Origin of the sequence: Nocardia africana NBRC 100379, from assembly GCF_001612635.1 — a bacterium.
In the GTDB taxonomy this organism is placed as follows: Bacteria; Actinomycetota; Actinomycetes; order Mycobacteriales; family Mycobacteriaceae; genus Nocardia; species Nocardia africana.
This window is the reverse complement of record NZ_BDAV01000006.1, coordinates 462,219-476,779: the sequence shown is the minus strand read 5'-3', so window position 1 is coordinate 476,779 and position 14,561 is coordinate 462,219. Positions and strand designations below refer to the sequence as shown.

The window sequence follows — 14,561 nt, the reverse complement described above, 5'->3', positions numbered from 1 at the left end:
CACGATCGATCCGAACACATCACGCTGTCTCGGACCGGCAGTCTAACGGCGAGCAGCGAACCAGCAGCAACTCGATGTGTGCTCGATCACGTGTTCGGATCCGATTCCGTCGGTGCCGGGCGATAACCTTTCGGCGTGGCCGAGAATTCGCCGAAGCTCTATCGCGAACGCCGCTCGCGGGCGTCCGCGGGCGCGATCGTGTGGCAGCGGGAGGTGGCGGGGGAGTCGGCCACGGTGTTGCCGGACGGCTGCATGGATCTGCTGTGGCTCGGTGGCCGGTTGCTGGTGGCCGGTCCGGATACCCGCGCCTACCACAGCGGTGCCGCCGCGCAGACCGTGTACGGGATCCGCTTCGCACCGGGTACCGCTCCGGCGCTGCTCGGCGTGCGGGCGCCGGAACTGCTGGATCGCCGGGCCGGACTGGACGAGGTGTGGACGTCGCGGCGGGCCCGCGTCATGGCCGATGTGGTCGCGGCGGCGCCGGATCCGCTGCGCGGGCTCGAGGAGGTGGCCCGCCTCTGTGCGGCGGCGACCGCCCCGCCCGATCCGGTGGTGGCGCAGATCGTGCGCCGGCTGGACGCCGGGGAGACGGTCGCGGCCACGGCCGACGCGCTGGGCCTGGGCGCCCGGCGACTGCATCGGCTCTCGGTCTCGGCCTTCGGATACGGCCCGAAGATGCTGGCCCGCGTGCTGCGGATGCGCCGGGCGCTGGATCTGAGCCGCACCGGCATCGGTTTCGCCGAAACCGCGGCGCTGGCCGGATATGCGGATCAGGCCCATATGACCCGGGAGATCCGGACCCTGACCGGGCGGTCACCGGGCCGTATCCGAGGGGCCGCCGCGCCCGCCGAGGAGTATCAGCTCAGCGGCGCGTAGAGGTCGACGCCATTGCCGTCCGGATCGTGCACGGTGGCGTAGCGCTGGCCCCACACCGCGTCGAAGGGCTGTGTTTCCCCGTGGTATCCGGCCGCGACCAACTCGTCGAACAGCGCGTCGACCTCGGCCGCCGAATCGCATTCGACGGCCAGCCCGATCCGGCCCGCCGCGGCGTTCCAGTTCCGGTCGCCGACGTCGTGCGCGATGTTCTCCTCGGAGTCGAGCATCAGCCGGAATCCGCCCGGTAGCGGAGCTTCCACGTGCCCACCACCGACGACGTCGCCGAATTCGAGACCGAGCCGCCGGTAGAAGCCGAGCGCGGCCGTCACGTCGGAGACGACCACGCCGATTGCGTTGAGTTGAGGTGCCATGGCGTCACCGTAGAGCGCCGCCGCCGGTGCCGTCTTGAACGAATCGGACGGCGTGGCTGGGTTTGTCACAATTCGGGATCGAAAGCCCGGTGACCAGGATCAATCTATTGCCGAAACGTGCTGACCACCACAATCGGAGTGAATTTCGGTCGAAACGCTGGTCGGAGTGATTAGCGTTTCCGGCAACGTGTTCGGGGACGCGAATCAGGGCAGGAGGGATATGGGTACCGACCAGACATTGCTGCATCGTTTCGTGATCTCGCAGATGACCGACGCCGGGATCGATCGTGACCGACTGCTGCGCGAATGCGAACTACCGGAATGGACACTGGCCGGCGAAGGCGTTCATGTGCCCGCGCGGGTCTTTTCCCGGTTGTGGGAGATCGGGGAGAAGTGGCTCGACGATCCCGATGTAGCGCTGCACGTCGCCAGCAGATATCAGCTGGCCGCCACGCGGCTCTACGACTATCTGTTCGCCAGCGCGCCGACGGTGGGCGCCGGACTGGCGACCTGTGGTCCGTACGTCACCGCGGTCACCACCAATCACCGCTTCGATCTGGTGGTGGAGAACGAGGCCGAGACCACGCTGTACCTCGACATGATCGAGGGCGAGGGGCGCGGGCGCGAACTGGTGCAGCTGTGGGGGCTGGTCGCCGTGCTGACCCGCGCCCGCCGCGTGGTGGCCGCGCCGCTCGACCCGGTCCAGGTATCCCTGCGACAGCCGGCGCCGCGTCGGCTGGAGGCGTTCACCGAGGTATTCGGTTCGGCGGCGGTGGAATTCGGTGCCCCGGTGGATTCGATGACCTTTCGGTCGGCCGATATGGATCTGCCGCTGACCACCGCCGATCCGGTGCTCGCGGAGGTGTTGCAACCGCTGGCCGCCGCGTTGCCGCCGCCACCGCCGCTGGCCTCGGCCTGGCCGGAGCGGGTGTCGCGGGCGTTGGCCGACGCTTTCACCGAGGGCGCGGTCTCGCTCGAGCAGGTGGCGCGGCGGCTCGCCATCAGTCCGCGCACCCTGCAGCGGCGACTGTCCGAGGCGGGGACCACGTGGCGGCGCGAATTGGATCGCGCCCGCCTGGCCCGGGCCGAGGCCGCGGGCCCGCTGAGCCGGGAGCGGCAGGCGGCATTGCTCGGCTACGCGGACGCGGGGTCGATGCGGCGTGCGGCGCGGCGCTGGTCGATGGTGGCGCACACGCGCACTGCGGGATCGGCCGGCTGTCAGGCCTAGTTCATCGGATGCGGGCCCCGATCGCGGGGCAGGCGGAGCCGCGGAGCGCTTCGCTCGATCACCGGCCTCGGCGTCCGGGTGTAGCGACCGACGCCGGGATGGGTGATCGAGCGGCACCGCGGGCCGCGCTATGCCCGCAGATTGCTCGCCGCGATACTCCAGAACGTATGCCGGTCCAGCGCCTGGAAATCCCAGCTCTCGGCGATCGCGTGGGAGGTGGCGACGATGGCCGGTACATCGAAGTCCTCGCGGGTCGCCGTGCCCTTGGCCTCCAGTTCGGCGATCACGTACTGGGTGGCGGTTTCGAAGGTGTACAACACGGTGCTCTCCCATCGGTCGTAGCTACACATCCGGAACGCGCTGCGCGTACTTTGTCAGTCTTGTCACGCTGTCACAATCGGGCCAGCGCCGAACGCGCCACATCCGGGCAAATGTGCCATTTTCACATTCTGACGGCCGCGAGGAATCTGCGTGAGAATTCTGCACTCGCAGGCGGTTTCGACCAAACTTTTCATCGAAAGTGTAGCGCCGCCGGCAAGGGGCCGGCGGCGAGCAACTCATCGGCAAAGTCGCAGCGAACCGCTAACCGGTCGGTTGCGCAAGGACATCCTCGTAACGGAATTCCTGGGCGATCCCGGTGCCGGCGGCGTGGGCGGCCTCCTCGCGCTGACGCAACTCGACGCGGCGGATCTTGCCCGAGATCGTCTTGGGCAGTTCGGTGAACTCGATCCGCCGCACCCGCAGATACGGGGCGAGGTGGTCGCGCGCGTATTCCAGGATGGCCCTTGCGGTTTCGCGGTCGGGATCCCAGCCGGCGGCCAGCGTGACATACGCCTTGGGCACGGCCAGGCGCGTGTCGTCGGGTTGCGGTACCACCGCGGCCTCCACCACCGCGGGATGCTCGATCAGCACGCTTTCGAGTTCGAACGGGGAAACCTTGTAATCGGAGGATTTGAACACGTCGTCGGTACGGCCGATATAGGTGATGTAGCCGTCTTCGTCGCGCGCCGCCACATCACCGGTGTGGTAGTAGCCGCCTTCCATCACCGCCGCATTGCGTTCCGGATCCTGCAGGTAGCCGTTCATCAGGTTGACCGGGTGGGCGCTCAGATCCAGGCAGATCTCGCCCTCCTCGGCGGGCGCGCCGGTGACGGGGTCGACCAGCACCACCGGCACCCCCGGCATGGGGCGGCCCATCGAGCCGGCCTTGACCGGTTGCCCGGGGGTGTTGGCGATCTGCAGCGTCGTCTCGGTCTGCCCGAACCCGTCCCGGATGGTCAGTCCCCAGGCGTTTTCCACCTGTGCGATCACGTCGGGGTTGAGTGGTTCACCGGCGCCGAGGATTTCGCGCAGGCCGGCCGGGCGCTCGCCGAGATCGGCCTGAATCAGCATGCGCCACACCGTCGGTGGCGCGCAGAAGGTGTTGACCTCCGCGCGGCGGAGCTGACCGAGCAGCGCCTCGGCATCGAACCGGCCGTAGTTGTAGACGAAGATCGTCGCTTCGGCGATCCAGGGCGCGAAGAAGCAGCTCCAGGCGTGTTTCGCCCAGCCCGGCGCGCTGATCGCGAGATGGACGTCGCCGGGGCGGACGCCGATCCAGTACATGGTGCTCAGATGTCCGACCGGATAGCTGGTCTGGTTGTGCTGCACCATCTTCGGCTTGCTCGTGGTACCGGAGGTGAAATAGACCAGCAGTTCGTCGCCCACCTGCGTCACGGCCGGGAAGGGGCCCGCCGATTCCACCGCGGCGGCCTGCGCGTAGTCGTGCCAGCCCTCGACCGGACCGCCGACCGCGATACGCCGATAGTCGCCGGGCACCTCGTCGAATTTCGCGGTGTCGCGGGCGTTGGTGATGACGAAACGCACGGCGCCCCTGGTGATCCGGTCGACCAGATCGGCCGGCCCGAGCGCACCCGTGGTGGGCATGACCACCGCGCCGAGTTTGGCGACGGCGAGCATCGACTCCCAGAGCTCGACCTGGTTGCCCAGCATCAGGATGACCCGATCCCCTCGGCGCACACCGAGTTCGGCGAGCCAGGTCGCCACCCGATCCGAGCGCTGCGCCATCTCGTCGAAACTCACCCGCAGTTCGCTGCCGTCCTCCTCGACGATCCACAGCGCGGTGCGATCGTTGCCCCGTGCGATGACGTCGAACCAGTCGACGGCCCAATTGAATTCACCGGTCAGCCGGGGCCAGTGGAACGTCCGCACCGCGGTGTCGTAGTCGGTCGCCAGCTCGACCAGCCGGTCGCGCGCCTGGCGATACAACTCGGTGTTGGACGTCATCACTGCTCTCCTGTCTGTTGCTGATCCAGCTCCCGCGCGCCGAACAGACGTTCGGACGTCGCGCGGATGTCGACCTTGCGCACCTTGCCGGTGACGGTCATCGGGAATTCCTCGACCACGTGGACGTAGCGCGGAATCTTGTAATAGGCCAGGCGGCCGCCGCAGAACTGGGCCAGCGTCTGCGCGTCCAATGCGGCCGCGCCCTCGCGCATCCGGATCCAGGCCACCAACTCCTCGCCGTATTTCGGGTCGGGGATCCCGACCACCTGGGCGTCCAGGATGTCGGGATGGGTGTAGAGGAATTCCTCGATCTCGCGCGGATAGATGTTCTCGCCGCCGCGAATCACCATGTCCTTGATCCGGCCGGTGATCGCGACGTAACCGTCGTCGTCCATGGTGGCCAGATCGCCGGTGTGCATCCAGCGGGCGGCGTCGATCGCCTCGGCGGTCTTGCCCGGATCGTTCCAGTAGCCGAGCATCACCGAATAGCCGCGCGTGCACAACTCACCCGGTTCACCGCGCGGAACGGTCAGCCCGGTGTCGGGATCGACGATCTTGATCTCGAGGTGCGGGCCCACGCGGCCGACCGTGGCGGTGCGCTGGGTGATGGTGTCGTCGCGGCGGGTCTGTGTGCTCACCGGCGACGTTTCGGTCATGCCGTAGCAGATGGACACCTCGGCCATGCCCATTCGCTCGATCACCTGCTTCATCACCTCCACCGGGCACGGTGAGCCGGCCATGATGCCGGTGCGCAGCGAACTCAGGTCGAAGGATTCGAAGTCCGGATCGGCCAATTCGGCGATGAACATCGTCGGCACCCCGTACAGCGAGGTGCAGCGTTCCTCGGCGACCGCGGCGAGCGTGGCCCGCGGCTCGAAGGAAGCCGCCGGAATCACCATGGCCGCACCGTGACTCGTCGCCGCCAGATTGCCCATCACCATGCCGAAGCAGTGATAGAACGGCACCGGAATGCAGATCCGGTCGGCCTCGGTGTAGCCGCACAATTCGCCGACGAAATAGCCGTTGTTGAGGATGTTGTGGTGCGACAGCGTCGCGCCCTTGGGGAAACCCGTCGTGCCCGAGGTGTATTGGATGTTGATCGGATCGTCGGCGGCCAGCCTGGCTCCGGCCTCGGCCAGGCGCTCGGGATCGGCGGCGCGGCCCGCGGCGACCAGTGTCTCCCATTCGGCGCTGTCGAACAGGACCACCCGCTCGAGATCCGGGCATTCGGGCCGCACCCGGCCGATGATCTCGGCGTAGTTCGAGCTCTTGTGCTCGCGCGCCGAGATCAGCATCCGGATCCCGGCCTGGGTGATCACATAGCGCACTTCCTCGCTGCGATAGGCCGGATTGATGTTGACCAGGATCGCGCCGATCTTCGCGGTGGCGAACTGCACCAGCGTCCACTCGGCACGATTGGGCGACCAGATGCCGACCCGATCGCCCTTGCCGATGCCCGCCTCCAGCAGACCGAGCGCCACCGCAGCGACCTCGGCGGCGAATTCGCGATAACTCCAGCGCACTCCGGTCACCCGGTCGACGAGTGCGTCTCGATCACCGTGGATGGCCACCGTGCGATCGAGATTCGCCCCGATCGTCTCGCCCAGCAGCGGCGCATCCCATACCCCGTGCGTATAACTCACCGGCCGGACCCGGTCCATACTCGCGCTCACGGATATAGGATTCACGTCACACTTTGCTCTCCACCACCCCCGGAAAGGGGTAGCGCCCATGGCCTCCGCCGACTTGCTCCGCCCGCGCGACGTCGATGCGTTGCGGGCCGAGTTGCGGCAGGTCTCGGCGCTGTCCGGGATGCCGGTGGTGTTCGGCGGGGAGGTCTGCGACGGGGCGCTGATCCTGAGCGAGTTCTTCGGCACGCGCACCGCCGCCATGCGCGGACTGGTGGTATCGCCCACCTCGGGGGTGGGTGGTGCGGCCGTGGCCAGCCGGCGTCCGACCTCGGTCGCGGACTACCGGGCGGCGGCGACCATCACCCATCACTACGACGGTCCGGTGTCGATGGAGGGACTGCGCGCGGTGGTCGGGGTGCCGGTCGTGGTGGACGGGAGTTCCCGGGCCGTGCTCTATGTCGCCAGTCGCGAACCGGGGCCGATCGGTGATCGCATCGCCGAGCTGGTGCTGCGGTCGAGCCGGCGCCTGGCCGTGGAACTGGCGGTGCGCGACGAGGTGGACCGGCGGCTGCGCCTGCAGGCCGCGACGCGCGGACCCTCCGAGGTCACCACCGGTCCCGCGCCGGATGCCGTTGTCGCGGAACAACTTCGGGATCTGCACGCCGAGGTGCGAGGGATCGCGCAGACGCTCACCGATGCCGAGGCGCGCAAGCGGTTGCGCGCGGTATCGGACACCCTGGTGCGGTTGATGGGCGGGCCCGAGGAGGCCGTGGCCGCGGACTCCGTGCCCGCCCTCTCCCCGCGCGAACTGGACGTGCTGTCGTATGTGGCACTCGGCTGTACCAACGGTGAAGCGGCGCAGCGGCTTTCGTTGCGTCCGGAAACGGTGAAGAGCTATCTGCGCAGTGCCATGACGAAACTCGGCGCCCACAGCAGGCACGAGGCGGTGGTCCGGGCCCGGCGCTGCGGGCTGCTCCCGTGATGGTGCGGTCTGCTGTGAAGCCGGCCCCGGATACGCGACTGCCGGCCCGGAGAACCGGACCGGCAGGTGCTGTGTCCGCCCGGCGGCGCGGCCGCGGCGGTGTGACCGGGATCGGTGTCGACTAGGCCTGCGGCTCGACCAGCTGGATGTCGAGCTCGATGGCGACCTTGTCGCTGAGCATGGCGGTGGGCAGGCCCGGCGCGACATCGAACTCGCTGCGCTTGATGGCGCCGGTGGCGGTGAATCCGGCGTGGCGGCTGCCGTCGGCGAACGGCTGCACGCCGCCCCACTCGACGTCGAGGGTGACGGGCTTGGTCACGCCGCCGAGGGTCACCTCACCGGTGACCTCGAACTCCTCGGCGACCCGCACCGGCTCGACGGCCTTGAAGTGCAGGGTGGGGCGCTCGGTGACGTTGAGCAGCTCCGCGCTCCGGACGTGCTCGTCACGCTGGGAGTTGCCGGTGTCGAACGAGTCGAGGTAGATGGTTGCCTCGATGGTGGCCGCACCGGAGGCGTCCACGACGAAGCTGGTCTCGAAGTTGTTGAAGCGGCCGCGGACCTTGGAGATGCCCAGGTGGCGGACGGTGAAGTTCACCGAGGAGTGGGCGGGGTCCAGGGCCCAGGAGCCGGTGGCGAGAGTGGTCTGCTCGGAAGTGGTCATGTCCACCAGATTTGCGGACCGTGGTCCGGTTAGCCACACCGCGGTTATCCTGGGACTGCCAGGGCGTGGATAACAAGGCCCGGACGGATACAGGATGGTGTGGTGGCACGATCGGAATTCGGCGAGTTTCTCATCGCCCGGCGGGCTCAGCTGCAACCCGAGGATGTCGGGTTGCCGGCCGGCCGGCGGCGACGCACCCCCGGACTGCGGCGGGAAGAGGTCGCCGCGCTGGCCGGGGTGAGCGTCGATTATCTCGCCCGCCTCGAACAGGGCCGCGATACCAACCCCTCGATGGCGGTGCTGGGGGCACTGGCGGAGGCGCTGCGGCTCAACGAGGTCGAACGCCACCATTTCGGCAATCTCGCCGTCGGCATGGAACACGCCCGCGAGTGCCCGTCCTCGGGCCAGGCGCGGGAACAGGTCACCGACACCGTCCAGGCCGTACTGGATGCCATGCATCCCACGCCCGCCTTCGTGGCGGGCCGGTGGCTCGACATCCTCGCCTGGAATCCGGCGTGGCGCGATTTCGCCGAACCGCTGGGCCTGCTCGACGAGGTCGCCGAACACAATCTGGCCACCTATTTCTTCGCGCATCCGGAGGCGCCGCAGCGGTGGCGGGACTGGCCCGTCGCCGCGGAGATGATGGTGTCGACGCTGCGCTCGGCGCGCACGCACTGGCCCGACGATCCCGGACTCGACGCGCTGATCCAGCGATTGCACCGATTCCCGGAATTCTCCTGCCGCTGGCAGGAACACCGGGTCACCGAATTCCGGTCCGGTGCGCTGCATATCGATCATCCGCAGCGCGGTGAGGTCGAGGTCGAGATCCAATCCCTCAGTCCGGCAATCGATCAGAGTGTGCAGGTGTGGCTGGTCGACCGGCGCGCCGTGCGCAGTCCGGCGCTGCGGCTGGTCAACGAGTAACCTCCGCGCGCCCGAGTCGGCTCAGCTGTCGATCCGGACACGGAATCCGCGGTCCGCGACTCGTGAGACGCCGATCACGCATAATCCACCGTGAGGATTCCTGCCGGCCGGTGTCTATCGATTCGAGCAGCGGAGGAGGTGCTGTGTGACCGAAGCGGCAACGGCACCCGAGGCAGCGCTGGACGACGCCACCCTGACCGGGCGGGCACGAGACGGCGATGTCCGGGCCTACGAGCAACTGGTGCTGCGCTATCAGGGAGCGATGTTCCGGTTGGCGGCCCGGATGCTGGCCGATCGCTCGGAGGCTGAGGACGTCATCCAGGAGGTTTTCCTCACCGCCTGGCGCCGCCTGGCTCAATTGCAGGACGACAGCGCCTTCTCGGGGTGGTTGTACCGGATGACCACCAATCGCTGCCTCAACGTCATCCGGTCGCGGCCGGACCGCGCCGACGTGGATCCCGATTCCACCGAATCGCCGCAGCGCGCGACCCAGCCCGAACACGCGGCACAGGTGCACAGCGAGATGGCCGCGCTCACCGCGGCGTTGCAGCGGCTGACACCCGAACAGCGCGCCTGCTGGCTGTTGCGGGAGGTGCACGGCCGCTCCTACGAGGAGATTGCCGAGATCGTGGGCACCAACACCACCGCGGTTCGGGGGCGGATCGCCCGAGCCCGGGCGCAATTGGCGGAGGTGATGAAGCCGTGGCGCTGAAGGAGATGACCGACAGCGACTACTCGCTGCCCTGCGGGCGCAGCGTCGAACAGGTGTGGGACCGCCTCGATGCCGTGGAGGCGGGGCAGGCCGACGACCACGAATCGGAATGCCCGCACTGTGCGGCCGCGCGCGACAGCCTGCTCACGCTGCGCGCCGCCACCCGGGAACTCGTCGACGAGCCGGACCCACCGCCGCCCGCGATGTTCGACCGGATCATGTCCGCGGTGCGCGCGGAGGTCCGGCGCGGCCGGATGGTGAGCCTGGCCACACCCCATCCGGGCTCGGTCGAGGTCAGCGAGCAGGCGATCGCCACGGTGCTGCGCTATGCCGCCGACACCGTGGCGGGCGTGCGCGCCCGCAGCTGCCGCATCGACGACCACGGGCCCGACGCCGACGGCGGCCATGCGATCGCGGTGGCGCTGTCGATCGCGGTCCGGCACGGCGACACCGTCATCGAACGCGTCGTTCCGCAGGTTCGCGAACGGGTGCGCGCGGCGGCCACGGCCCGCGCCGGTCTGGCGCTCGAGCGGCTCGACATCACCGTGGTGGATGTCTACCAGGAGGAGTCGTGAGCGCGGGATTCGCGGAGAAAGCGGAATATATCGCCTCCGATGCGGTAATCGCTGCAGTAGCGGCTCGGGCCGCGGCCTCGGTTCCAGGGGTGGCGCGGCTCGAGCCCGGTGTCCTCGGTTTGCTCGGTCACCTGGCCCGGACGGGGCGGCAGTGGTGGAGCAGCCAGGACATCGCACCCGATGCGGGCGTGCGCGTCCGGCGCAGCGGTGGCTGGCTGAAGGTGCAGGTCGACCTGTCGGTGACGGGCGGATGCCAGGCCGGCGAGGTCGGCCAGGCGGTACAGCAGGAGGTGGTCCGGATGGTCGCCCAACAAACGGGGATGGTCGTCGACGCGGTGTCGGTGGCGATTCTCGACATTCGACCGGACGCGTCGTGACGGCCGTGAGCGAGGACGAGCTGGCCGGCGAGATCGTCACCGCCATCGAATCGGTGGCGGGATTGCATCCGGACGTGCCGCCGGGCGTCGCCCTCGCCGAATGGGTGCCGCGGCTGGGTCCGCGCTCGGCGGTGGACGTGAGCCCGGAGGTCGTCGAGATCCGGGTGACCGCCTCGGCGCTGCCGCTGCCACCCCTGCTGGACAAACTCGCGGCGGCCGTGCGTGAGCTGCTGGCCGCCACCCGGTGGGCCGGTGCGCGGCTGCGCATCGTGGTCACCGATTTGGACGCGGATGTCTTCGACACCGCGGTTACCTAGAACACCGGTCTCTCGCCCGTGACATTTCGCCGGCGGCGGGGTCGTAGCAGTGAAGGTTCGTTGTCCGCTGTACCGCAAGGGAACTGAACTGGAGGTAATCATGACCAGCACGACAGCCGGCAAGGGCGCGGAGAACGCCAAGTCCGAAGCGGGTAAGGACACCGGGCCGGGCCAGGGCGCGGCCGCGGCCAAATCTCCCGCCCGGACCAGCAGCGCGCTGGTGAGCGAACAGGGCACCACCAGCATCGCCGACGCCGTCGTCCAGAAGATCGCCGGATTGGCGACCCGCGAGGTCCGCGGGGTACACAACCTCGGCGGTGGCGCGGCGCGTGCGTTCGGCGCCTTCCGCGATCGCATTCCGGGCGCGTCGGCCAGTGTGGGACAAGGGGTTTCGGTCGAGGTCGGCGAGACGCAGGCGGCGGTGGACCTGGAGATCGTCGTCGAATACGGCGTCTCCATCGCCGAACTGGCGCGCGCGGTGCGCCGCAACGTCATCACCGCGATCGAGCAGATGACCGGTCTCGAGGTGGTCGAGGTGAATATCAACGTCAACGACGTCTTCATCGAAGAGGACGAGGATCAGCCGCCGGCCCGCGAACGGGTGCAGTGATATGAACGCCACCACGATCTGCCTGATCTTCGGTCTGTCCCTCGGATTCGCCGCGGCGTTCGGCGGTTTCGGGGCGTTCGCGGTGGTGCTGATCTTCGGTGCGCTGGGACTGGTGATCGGCCGCTGGCTCGACGGCCACGTCGACCTGTCCGGTCTGATCCGCTCGGCGCAGGATCGGGGCCGGAAATGAGCGCCGCCGCGGAGACGGCGGCACCGCTGCTCTCCGCGGCCGAGTTCCGGGGGCGCACCACGGTGTCCGAACGCACGGTGCGGCGCTTGGCGGCCCGGGCCGCCCGTGAGGTCGACGGTGTCGCCGCCGGCCCGGAGGTGTCCGCGCGCGTCACGGCCGATACCGCCGTTCTGCGGGTACGACTGCCGGTCACTTATCCGATGCCCGTCGCGGTGGTCACCGAGGCGTGCCGCGAGCATCTGATGCAGCGCACCCACGAACTGTCCGGACTGGTGGTTCCCCGGGTGGACATCGAGGTCTCCGAACTGGTCAACACGATCGAACCCGCCGGGGGGCTGCGATGAACCGCAGGCCCCGGCGCATCACCCCGGCCGTGGTGGTCGCCGTGGCGTTGCTGGTGATCGCGGTCCTCGTGGCGGTGTCGCTGATCCAGCACCTCGGCAACGCGAAGGAATTGGTGTCCTACCACAGCATCGCGGTGCACCTGCACGACACCACCTGGCACAGCTATTGGGTCCTCGGGATCGGCATCGCGGCCGTGGTGCTCGGCGGGGTGCTGATGCTCGCGGCGGTACTGCCCGGGCGCCGCGTGGTGGAGCCGCTGGAGGACGAGGAAGGGATGGACGCGGGCATCACCCGGCGCAGCCTCGACGGCGCGCTGAACGATACCGCGGCTTCGGTCGCCGGACTCGAGGCCGCGCGAGTTCGCCGCGGGCGCAGGAACATTCGAGTCAGCGGCCGTGCCGCTCACCCGGACCACGCCGAGCTGGAGCAGACGGTCAACGCGGCCGTCGGCGACCGGCTCGCCCGCATAGGCCCGAAATCCGCCCCGCCGGTCAGCACCCGCCTGCGCGCGGCGCAGCAGCCGGGGCGGGTGGACAAGCGAGTGCATGTTCGCAAGGAGGTGTCGTGAGTTCAGCTTCGGCCAATCGCCCCGCGCGGCTCAATCGGGCGTTGCTCGCGCTCATCGGGCTGGCGCTGATCCTCGCCGGTGTCTATGCCATCCTCGCGTACGCGGGCGTGCTGCACTGGGTAGACCGGGATGCGCCGCTGGTGCCCGGCACCGCCGAACCGTCGCAGTGGGTGTTCGTGGCGGTGGTGGCGGGCGCGGTCGTCGTGGGCCTGGCGGCGTTGCGGTGGCTGGCGGCGCAGTTCGCGCGGCTGCCGTCGCGGATGCGCTGGCATATCGGCACGGTCGGCAATACCGGTGAGACGCTGATGGATTCGAATGTCGCGGCCGCCCCGGTGGCGACCGATATCGAGTCCTATCCGGAGGTGCGGTCGGCGCAGGCCAGGCTGTCGGGCCCGGGCCGCGCGCCGCATCTGCACCTGGTGGTCACGGCCGAGCCCGATGCGGATCTGACCGCGCTGCGCCGGCGCATCCTCTCCGAGGCGGTGAGCCGGCTGCGGCAGGCGCTGGAGGTGGACGCGGTGCCGGTGTCGCTGGAATTGCGGCTCGCCGATCACGGCCGCACCGCGCGGGCGAAATAGCGGCCGTTCAGTCGAGGGGCCCGAGAACCCGCTCGACGTAGGCGTTCGCGAAGCGCCCCTTCGGGTCCAGCCGGCGGCGCACGTCCTGGAACCGATCCCAGTCCGGATAGCGCCCGCGCAGTGTTTCCGCGGTCTGGAAGTGCCGCTTACCCCAGTGTGGGCGGCCGTGGTAGCGATCGAAAATCGCTTCGCAGGCACGGAAATACGGTTCGTAGTCCATACCCCGGTACTGGTGGACGGCGATGTAGCAGGTGTCGCGGCCGCCGGCGGGGGACAGGAACGCGTCGTCGGGCGCCACGAACCGCACCTCGGTCGGCATCGGCGAATCGAACTGCTGCCCAACGGCTTTGATCTCGCGGATGGCATCGACGGCATATTCGCGCGGGATGGCGTATTCCATCTCGGTGAAGCGAAACAGCCTGGGGGAGGCGAAGACTCGGTAGGAGCGGTCGATCTGGCGGCGGTAACTGCCGGCGTAGGCGGCGCCCCGGTGGATCCACGGGATCAGATTCGGCTGCCGGCGCGCGAGGCGGCACAGCGCGTCGAACGTGTGATTGGACATCAGGATGTCGGCGAACCAGTCGACGGCCTTGGCGCGCGGCTGTTCGGCCAGGTGGACGCGGTTGTTGCGCTTGGTCATCGCCAGCGAGCTGTGCGCGAACATGTAGAACTCGAAATGTTCGTTGCCGTCGACGAATTCGTCGAGGTCGGTCAGCACCTCCTCGACCGGAACGGGCCGCTCGATGCCTTCGAGGACGAACGACGGCACCAGCTGCAGCGTCACCGCGGTCACCACGCCGAGGGCGCCGAGATTCACCCGTGCCGCGCGCCAGCCGTCGGGGTCGCTGCGCTCGTCGAGTTCGACCACACTGCCGTCGGCGAGCATCAGCTCCACCGAGTGGAGTGCGGCGGAGATGTTCTGCAGTGCCGCGCCGGTGCCGTGGGTCGCGGTCGCGGTCGCCCCGGCGATCGATTGGACATCGATGTCGCCGAGGTTGGGGAAGGCCAGTCCGAGCGGGTGCAGGGCCGTGCTCAGCGCGTTCAGGGTCGCGCCGGCTTCCACCCGGGCCAGGCCCGTGGCGCGGTCGACCTGCAGAATCCGGTTCAGCCCCGAGAGCTGCAACAGGGTGCCGTCGGTGAGCACGGTGTCGGTGAACGAATGCCCGGCTCCGGCCACGCGCACGGTATGGCCCGCGGCTTCGGCCCGGGCGAGCAGTTCGGCGACGTCGTCGCGTGTACGCGGAGCGGCGTAGGCGGCCGGCGCGCACCGTTGATCGCCGGCCCAGTTCACCCACGAATTGGTCATGCGTCCAACTTTAGAACATGGCCG

19 protein-coding genes are annotated in these 14,561 nt (G+C 68.9%); 13 read left to right on the top strand and 6 right to left on the bottom strand.

Features of this window, described 5'->3' with window-relative positions:
- Positions 1–135 precede the first annotated feature (135 nt).
- A complete protein-coding gene (locus NA3_RS10440) occupies positions 136–876 on the top strand; it encodes a helix-turn-helix transcriptional regulator (RefSeq protein ID WP_062963324.1) in 741 nt (246 codons plus the stop codon).
- On the opposite strand, the gene NA3_RS10435 is transcribed toward NA3_RS10440, so the two are convergent.
- A complete protein-coding gene (locus tag NA3_RS10435) occupies positions 858–1,316 on the bottom strand; it encodes a VOC family protein (protein ID WP_308189548.1) in 459 nt (152 codons plus the stop codon). The two genes, NA3_RS10440 and NA3_RS10435, sit on opposite strands and share 19 nt — an antisense overlap.
- Before the next feature lie 151 nt (positions 1,317–1,467).
- Here NA3_RS10435 and NA3_RS10430 point away from each other — a divergent pair, with 151 nt between their 5' ends.
- Positions 1,468–2,475 (top strand): AraC family transcriptional regulator ligand-binding domain-containing protein, encoded by a 1,008-nt coding sequence (locus NA3_RS10430; protein ID WP_062963322.1) that lies wholly within the window; start codon positions 1,468–1,470, stop codon positions 2,473–2,475.
- A gap of 128 nt (positions 2,476–2,603) precedes the next feature.
- Here the strand turns inward: NA3_RS10430 and NA3_RS10425 are convergent, their stop codons facing one another.
- From NA3_RS10425 to NA3_RS10415, 3 genes are all read right to left on the bottom strand, one after another.
- Complete coding sequence (locus NA3_RS10425) at positions 2,604–2,795, bottom strand: hypothetical protein (protein WP_030515537.1); 192 nt, start codon at positions 2,793–2,795, stop codon at positions 2,604–2,606.
- 262 nt (positions 2,796–3,057) lie between these two features.
- Complete coding sequence (locus tag NA3_RS10420) at positions 3,058–4,761, bottom strand: AMP-binding protein (protein WP_062963321.1); 1,704 nt, start codon at positions 4,759–4,761, stop codon at positions 3,058–3,060.
- On the bottom strand, positions 4,761–6,422 hold the full coding sequence (locus NA3_RS10415) for an AMP-binding protein (RefSeq protein WP_062963320.1): 1,662 nt from the start codon (positions 6,420–6,422) through the stop codon (positions 4,761–4,763). Before NA3_RS10415 ends, NA3_RS10420 begins: the two co-directional genes overlap by 1 nt.
- A gap of 70 nt (positions 6,423–6,492) precedes the next feature.
- On the opposite strand from NA3_RS10415, the gene NA3_RS10410 reads away from it, so the two are divergent.
- Positions 6,493–7,374: a LuxR C-terminal-related transcriptional regulator gene (locus NA3_RS10410; protein ID WP_062963319.1), complete on the top strand. Its 882-nt coding sequence runs from the start codon at positions 6,493–6,495 to the stop codon at positions 7,372–7,374.
- Positions 7,375–7,495: 121 nt separating this feature from the next.
- On the opposite strand, the gene NA3_RS10405 is transcribed toward NA3_RS10410, so the two are convergent.
- Positions 7,496–8,035, bottom strand: coding sequence for a YceI family protein (locus NA3_RS10405; RefSeq protein WP_062963607.1), 540 nt, complete (start codon positions 8,033–8,035; stop codon positions 7,496–7,498).
- 102 nt (positions 8,036–8,137) lie between these two features.
- Here NA3_RS10405 and NA3_RS10400 point away from each other — a divergent pair, with 102 nt between their 5' ends.
- The 10 genes from NA3_RS10400 to NA3_RS10355 all read left to right on the top strand — a co-directional run bounded on the left by NA3_RS10400 (position 8,138) and on the right by NA3_RS10355 (position 13,231).
- The gene (locus NA3_RS10400) at positions 8,138–8,959 is read left to right on the top strand and encodes a helix-turn-helix domain-containing protein (RefSeq protein ID WP_062963606.1); all 822 of its coding nucleotides are present in this window, start codon (positions 8,138–8,140) and stop codon (positions 8,957–8,959) included.
- 145 nt (positions 8,960–9,104) lie between these two features.
- Positions 9,105–9,671, top strand: coding sequence for an RNA polymerase sigma factor (locus tag NA3_RS10395; RefSeq protein ID WP_084491422.1), 567 nt, complete (start codon positions 9,105–9,107; stop codon positions 9,669–9,671).
- On the top strand, positions 9,662–10,246 hold the full coding sequence (locus tag NA3_RS36815; RefSeq protein ID WP_218021798.1) for an anti-sigma factor family protein: 585 nt from the start codon (positions 9,662–9,664) through the stop codon (positions 10,244–10,246). Before NA3_RS10395 ends, NA3_RS36815 begins: the two co-directional genes overlap by 10 nt.
- On the top strand, positions 10,243–10,623 hold the full coding sequence (locus NA3_RS36810) for an Asp23/Gls24 family envelope stress response protein (RefSeq protein ID WP_062963318.1): 381 nt from the start codon (positions 10,243–10,245) through the stop codon (positions 10,621–10,623). Before NA3_RS36815 ends, NA3_RS36810 begins: the two co-directional genes overlap by 4 nt.
- Positions 10,620–10,940 (top strand): hypothetical protein, encoded by a 321-nt coding sequence (locus NA3_RS36805; protein ID WP_227995341.1) that lies wholly within the window; start codon positions 10,620–10,622, stop codon positions 10,938–10,940. Before NA3_RS36810 ends, NA3_RS36805 begins: the two co-directional genes overlap by 4 nt.
- A gap of 100 nt (positions 10,941–11,040) precedes the next feature.
- A complete protein-coding gene (locus NA3_RS10375) occupies positions 11,041–11,550 on the top strand; it encodes an Asp23/Gls24 family envelope stress response protein (protein WP_062963317.1) in 510 nt (169 codons plus the stop codon).
- Position 11,551: 1 nt separating this feature from the next.
- Positions 11,552–11,740 carry a hypothetical protein gene (locus NA3_RS10370; RefSeq protein WP_030515548.1) on the top strand — a complete coding sequence of 63 codons (189 nt, stop codon included), beginning with the start codon at positions 11,552–11,554 and terminating at the stop codon, positions 11,738–11,740.
- Positions 11,737–12,084 carry a hypothetical protein gene (locus NA3_RS10365; RefSeq protein WP_062963316.1) on the top strand — a complete coding sequence of 116 codons (348 nt, stop codon included), beginning with the start codon at positions 11,737–11,739 and terminating at the stop codon, positions 12,082–12,084. The genes NA3_RS10370 and NA3_RS10365 overlap by 4 nt, the downstream gene beginning before the upstream one ends.
- On the top strand, positions 12,081–12,653 hold the full coding sequence (locus NA3_RS10360; RefSeq protein ID WP_062963315.1) for a DUF6286 domain-containing protein: 573 nt from the start codon (positions 12,081–12,083) through the stop codon (positions 12,651–12,653). Before NA3_RS10365 ends, NA3_RS10360 begins: the two co-directional genes overlap by 4 nt.
- A complete protein-coding gene (locus NA3_RS10355; RefSeq protein WP_062963314.1) occupies positions 12,650–13,231 on the top strand; it encodes a hypothetical protein in 582 nt (193 codons plus the stop codon). The genes NA3_RS10360 and NA3_RS10355 overlap by 4 nt, the downstream gene beginning before the upstream one ends.
- 7 nt (positions 13,232–13,238) lie before the next feature.
- Here the strand turns inward: NA3_RS10355 and NA3_RS10350 are convergent, their stop codons facing one another.
- Positions 13,239–14,537: a D-arabinono-1,4-lactone oxidase gene (locus NA3_RS10350; RefSeq protein ID WP_062963313.1), complete on the bottom strand. Its 1,299-nt coding sequence runs from the start codon at positions 14,535–14,537 to the stop codon at positions 13,239–13,241.
- Between the last annotated feature and the right edge of the window lie 24 nt (positions 14,538–14,561).

Excerpts from the sequence above, each read along its gene's own strand:
- NA3_RS10430 (WP_062963322.1), top strand. The coding sequence starts at position 1,468 with ATGGGTACCGACCAGACATTGCTGCATCGTTTCGTGATCTCGCAGATG.
- NA3_RS10420 (WP_062963321.1), bottom strand. The coding sequence starts at position 4,761 with ATGACGTCCAACACCGAGTTGTATCGCCAGGCGCGCGACCGGCTGGTC.
- NA3_RS10415 (WP_062963320.1), bottom strand. The coding sequence starts at position 6,422 with ATGGACCGGGTCCGGCCGGTGAGTTATACGCACGGGGTATGGGATGCG.
- NA3_RS10410 (WP_062963319.1), top strand. The coding sequence starts at position 6,493 with ATGGCCTCCGCCGACTTGCTCCGCCCGCGCGACGTCGATGCGTTGCGG.
- NA3_RS10405 (WP_062963607.1), bottom strand. The coding sequence starts at position 8,035 with ATGACCACTTCCGAGCAGACCACTCTCGCCACCGGCTCCTGGGCCCTG.
- NA3_RS10375 (WP_062963317.1), top strand. The coding sequence starts at position 11,041 with ATGACCAGCACGACAGCCGGCAAGGGCGCGGAGAACGCCAAGTCCGAA.
- NA3_RS10370 (WP_030515548.1), top strand. The coding sequence starts at position 11,552 with ATGAACGCCACCACGATCTGCCTGATCTTCGGTCTGTCCCTCGGATTC.
- NA3_RS10365 (WP_062963316.1), top strand. The coding sequence starts at position 11,737 with ATGAGCGCCGCCGCGGAGACGGCGGCACCGCTGCTCTCCGCGGCCGAG.
- NA3_RS10360 (WP_062963315.1), top strand. The coding sequence starts at position 12,081 with ATGAACCGCAGGCCCCGGCGCATCACCCCGGCCGTGGTGGTCGCCGTG.
- NA3_RS10350 (WP_062963313.1), bottom strand. The coding sequence starts at position 14,537 with ATGACCAATTCGTGGGTGAACTGGGCCGGCGATCAACGGTGCGCGCCG.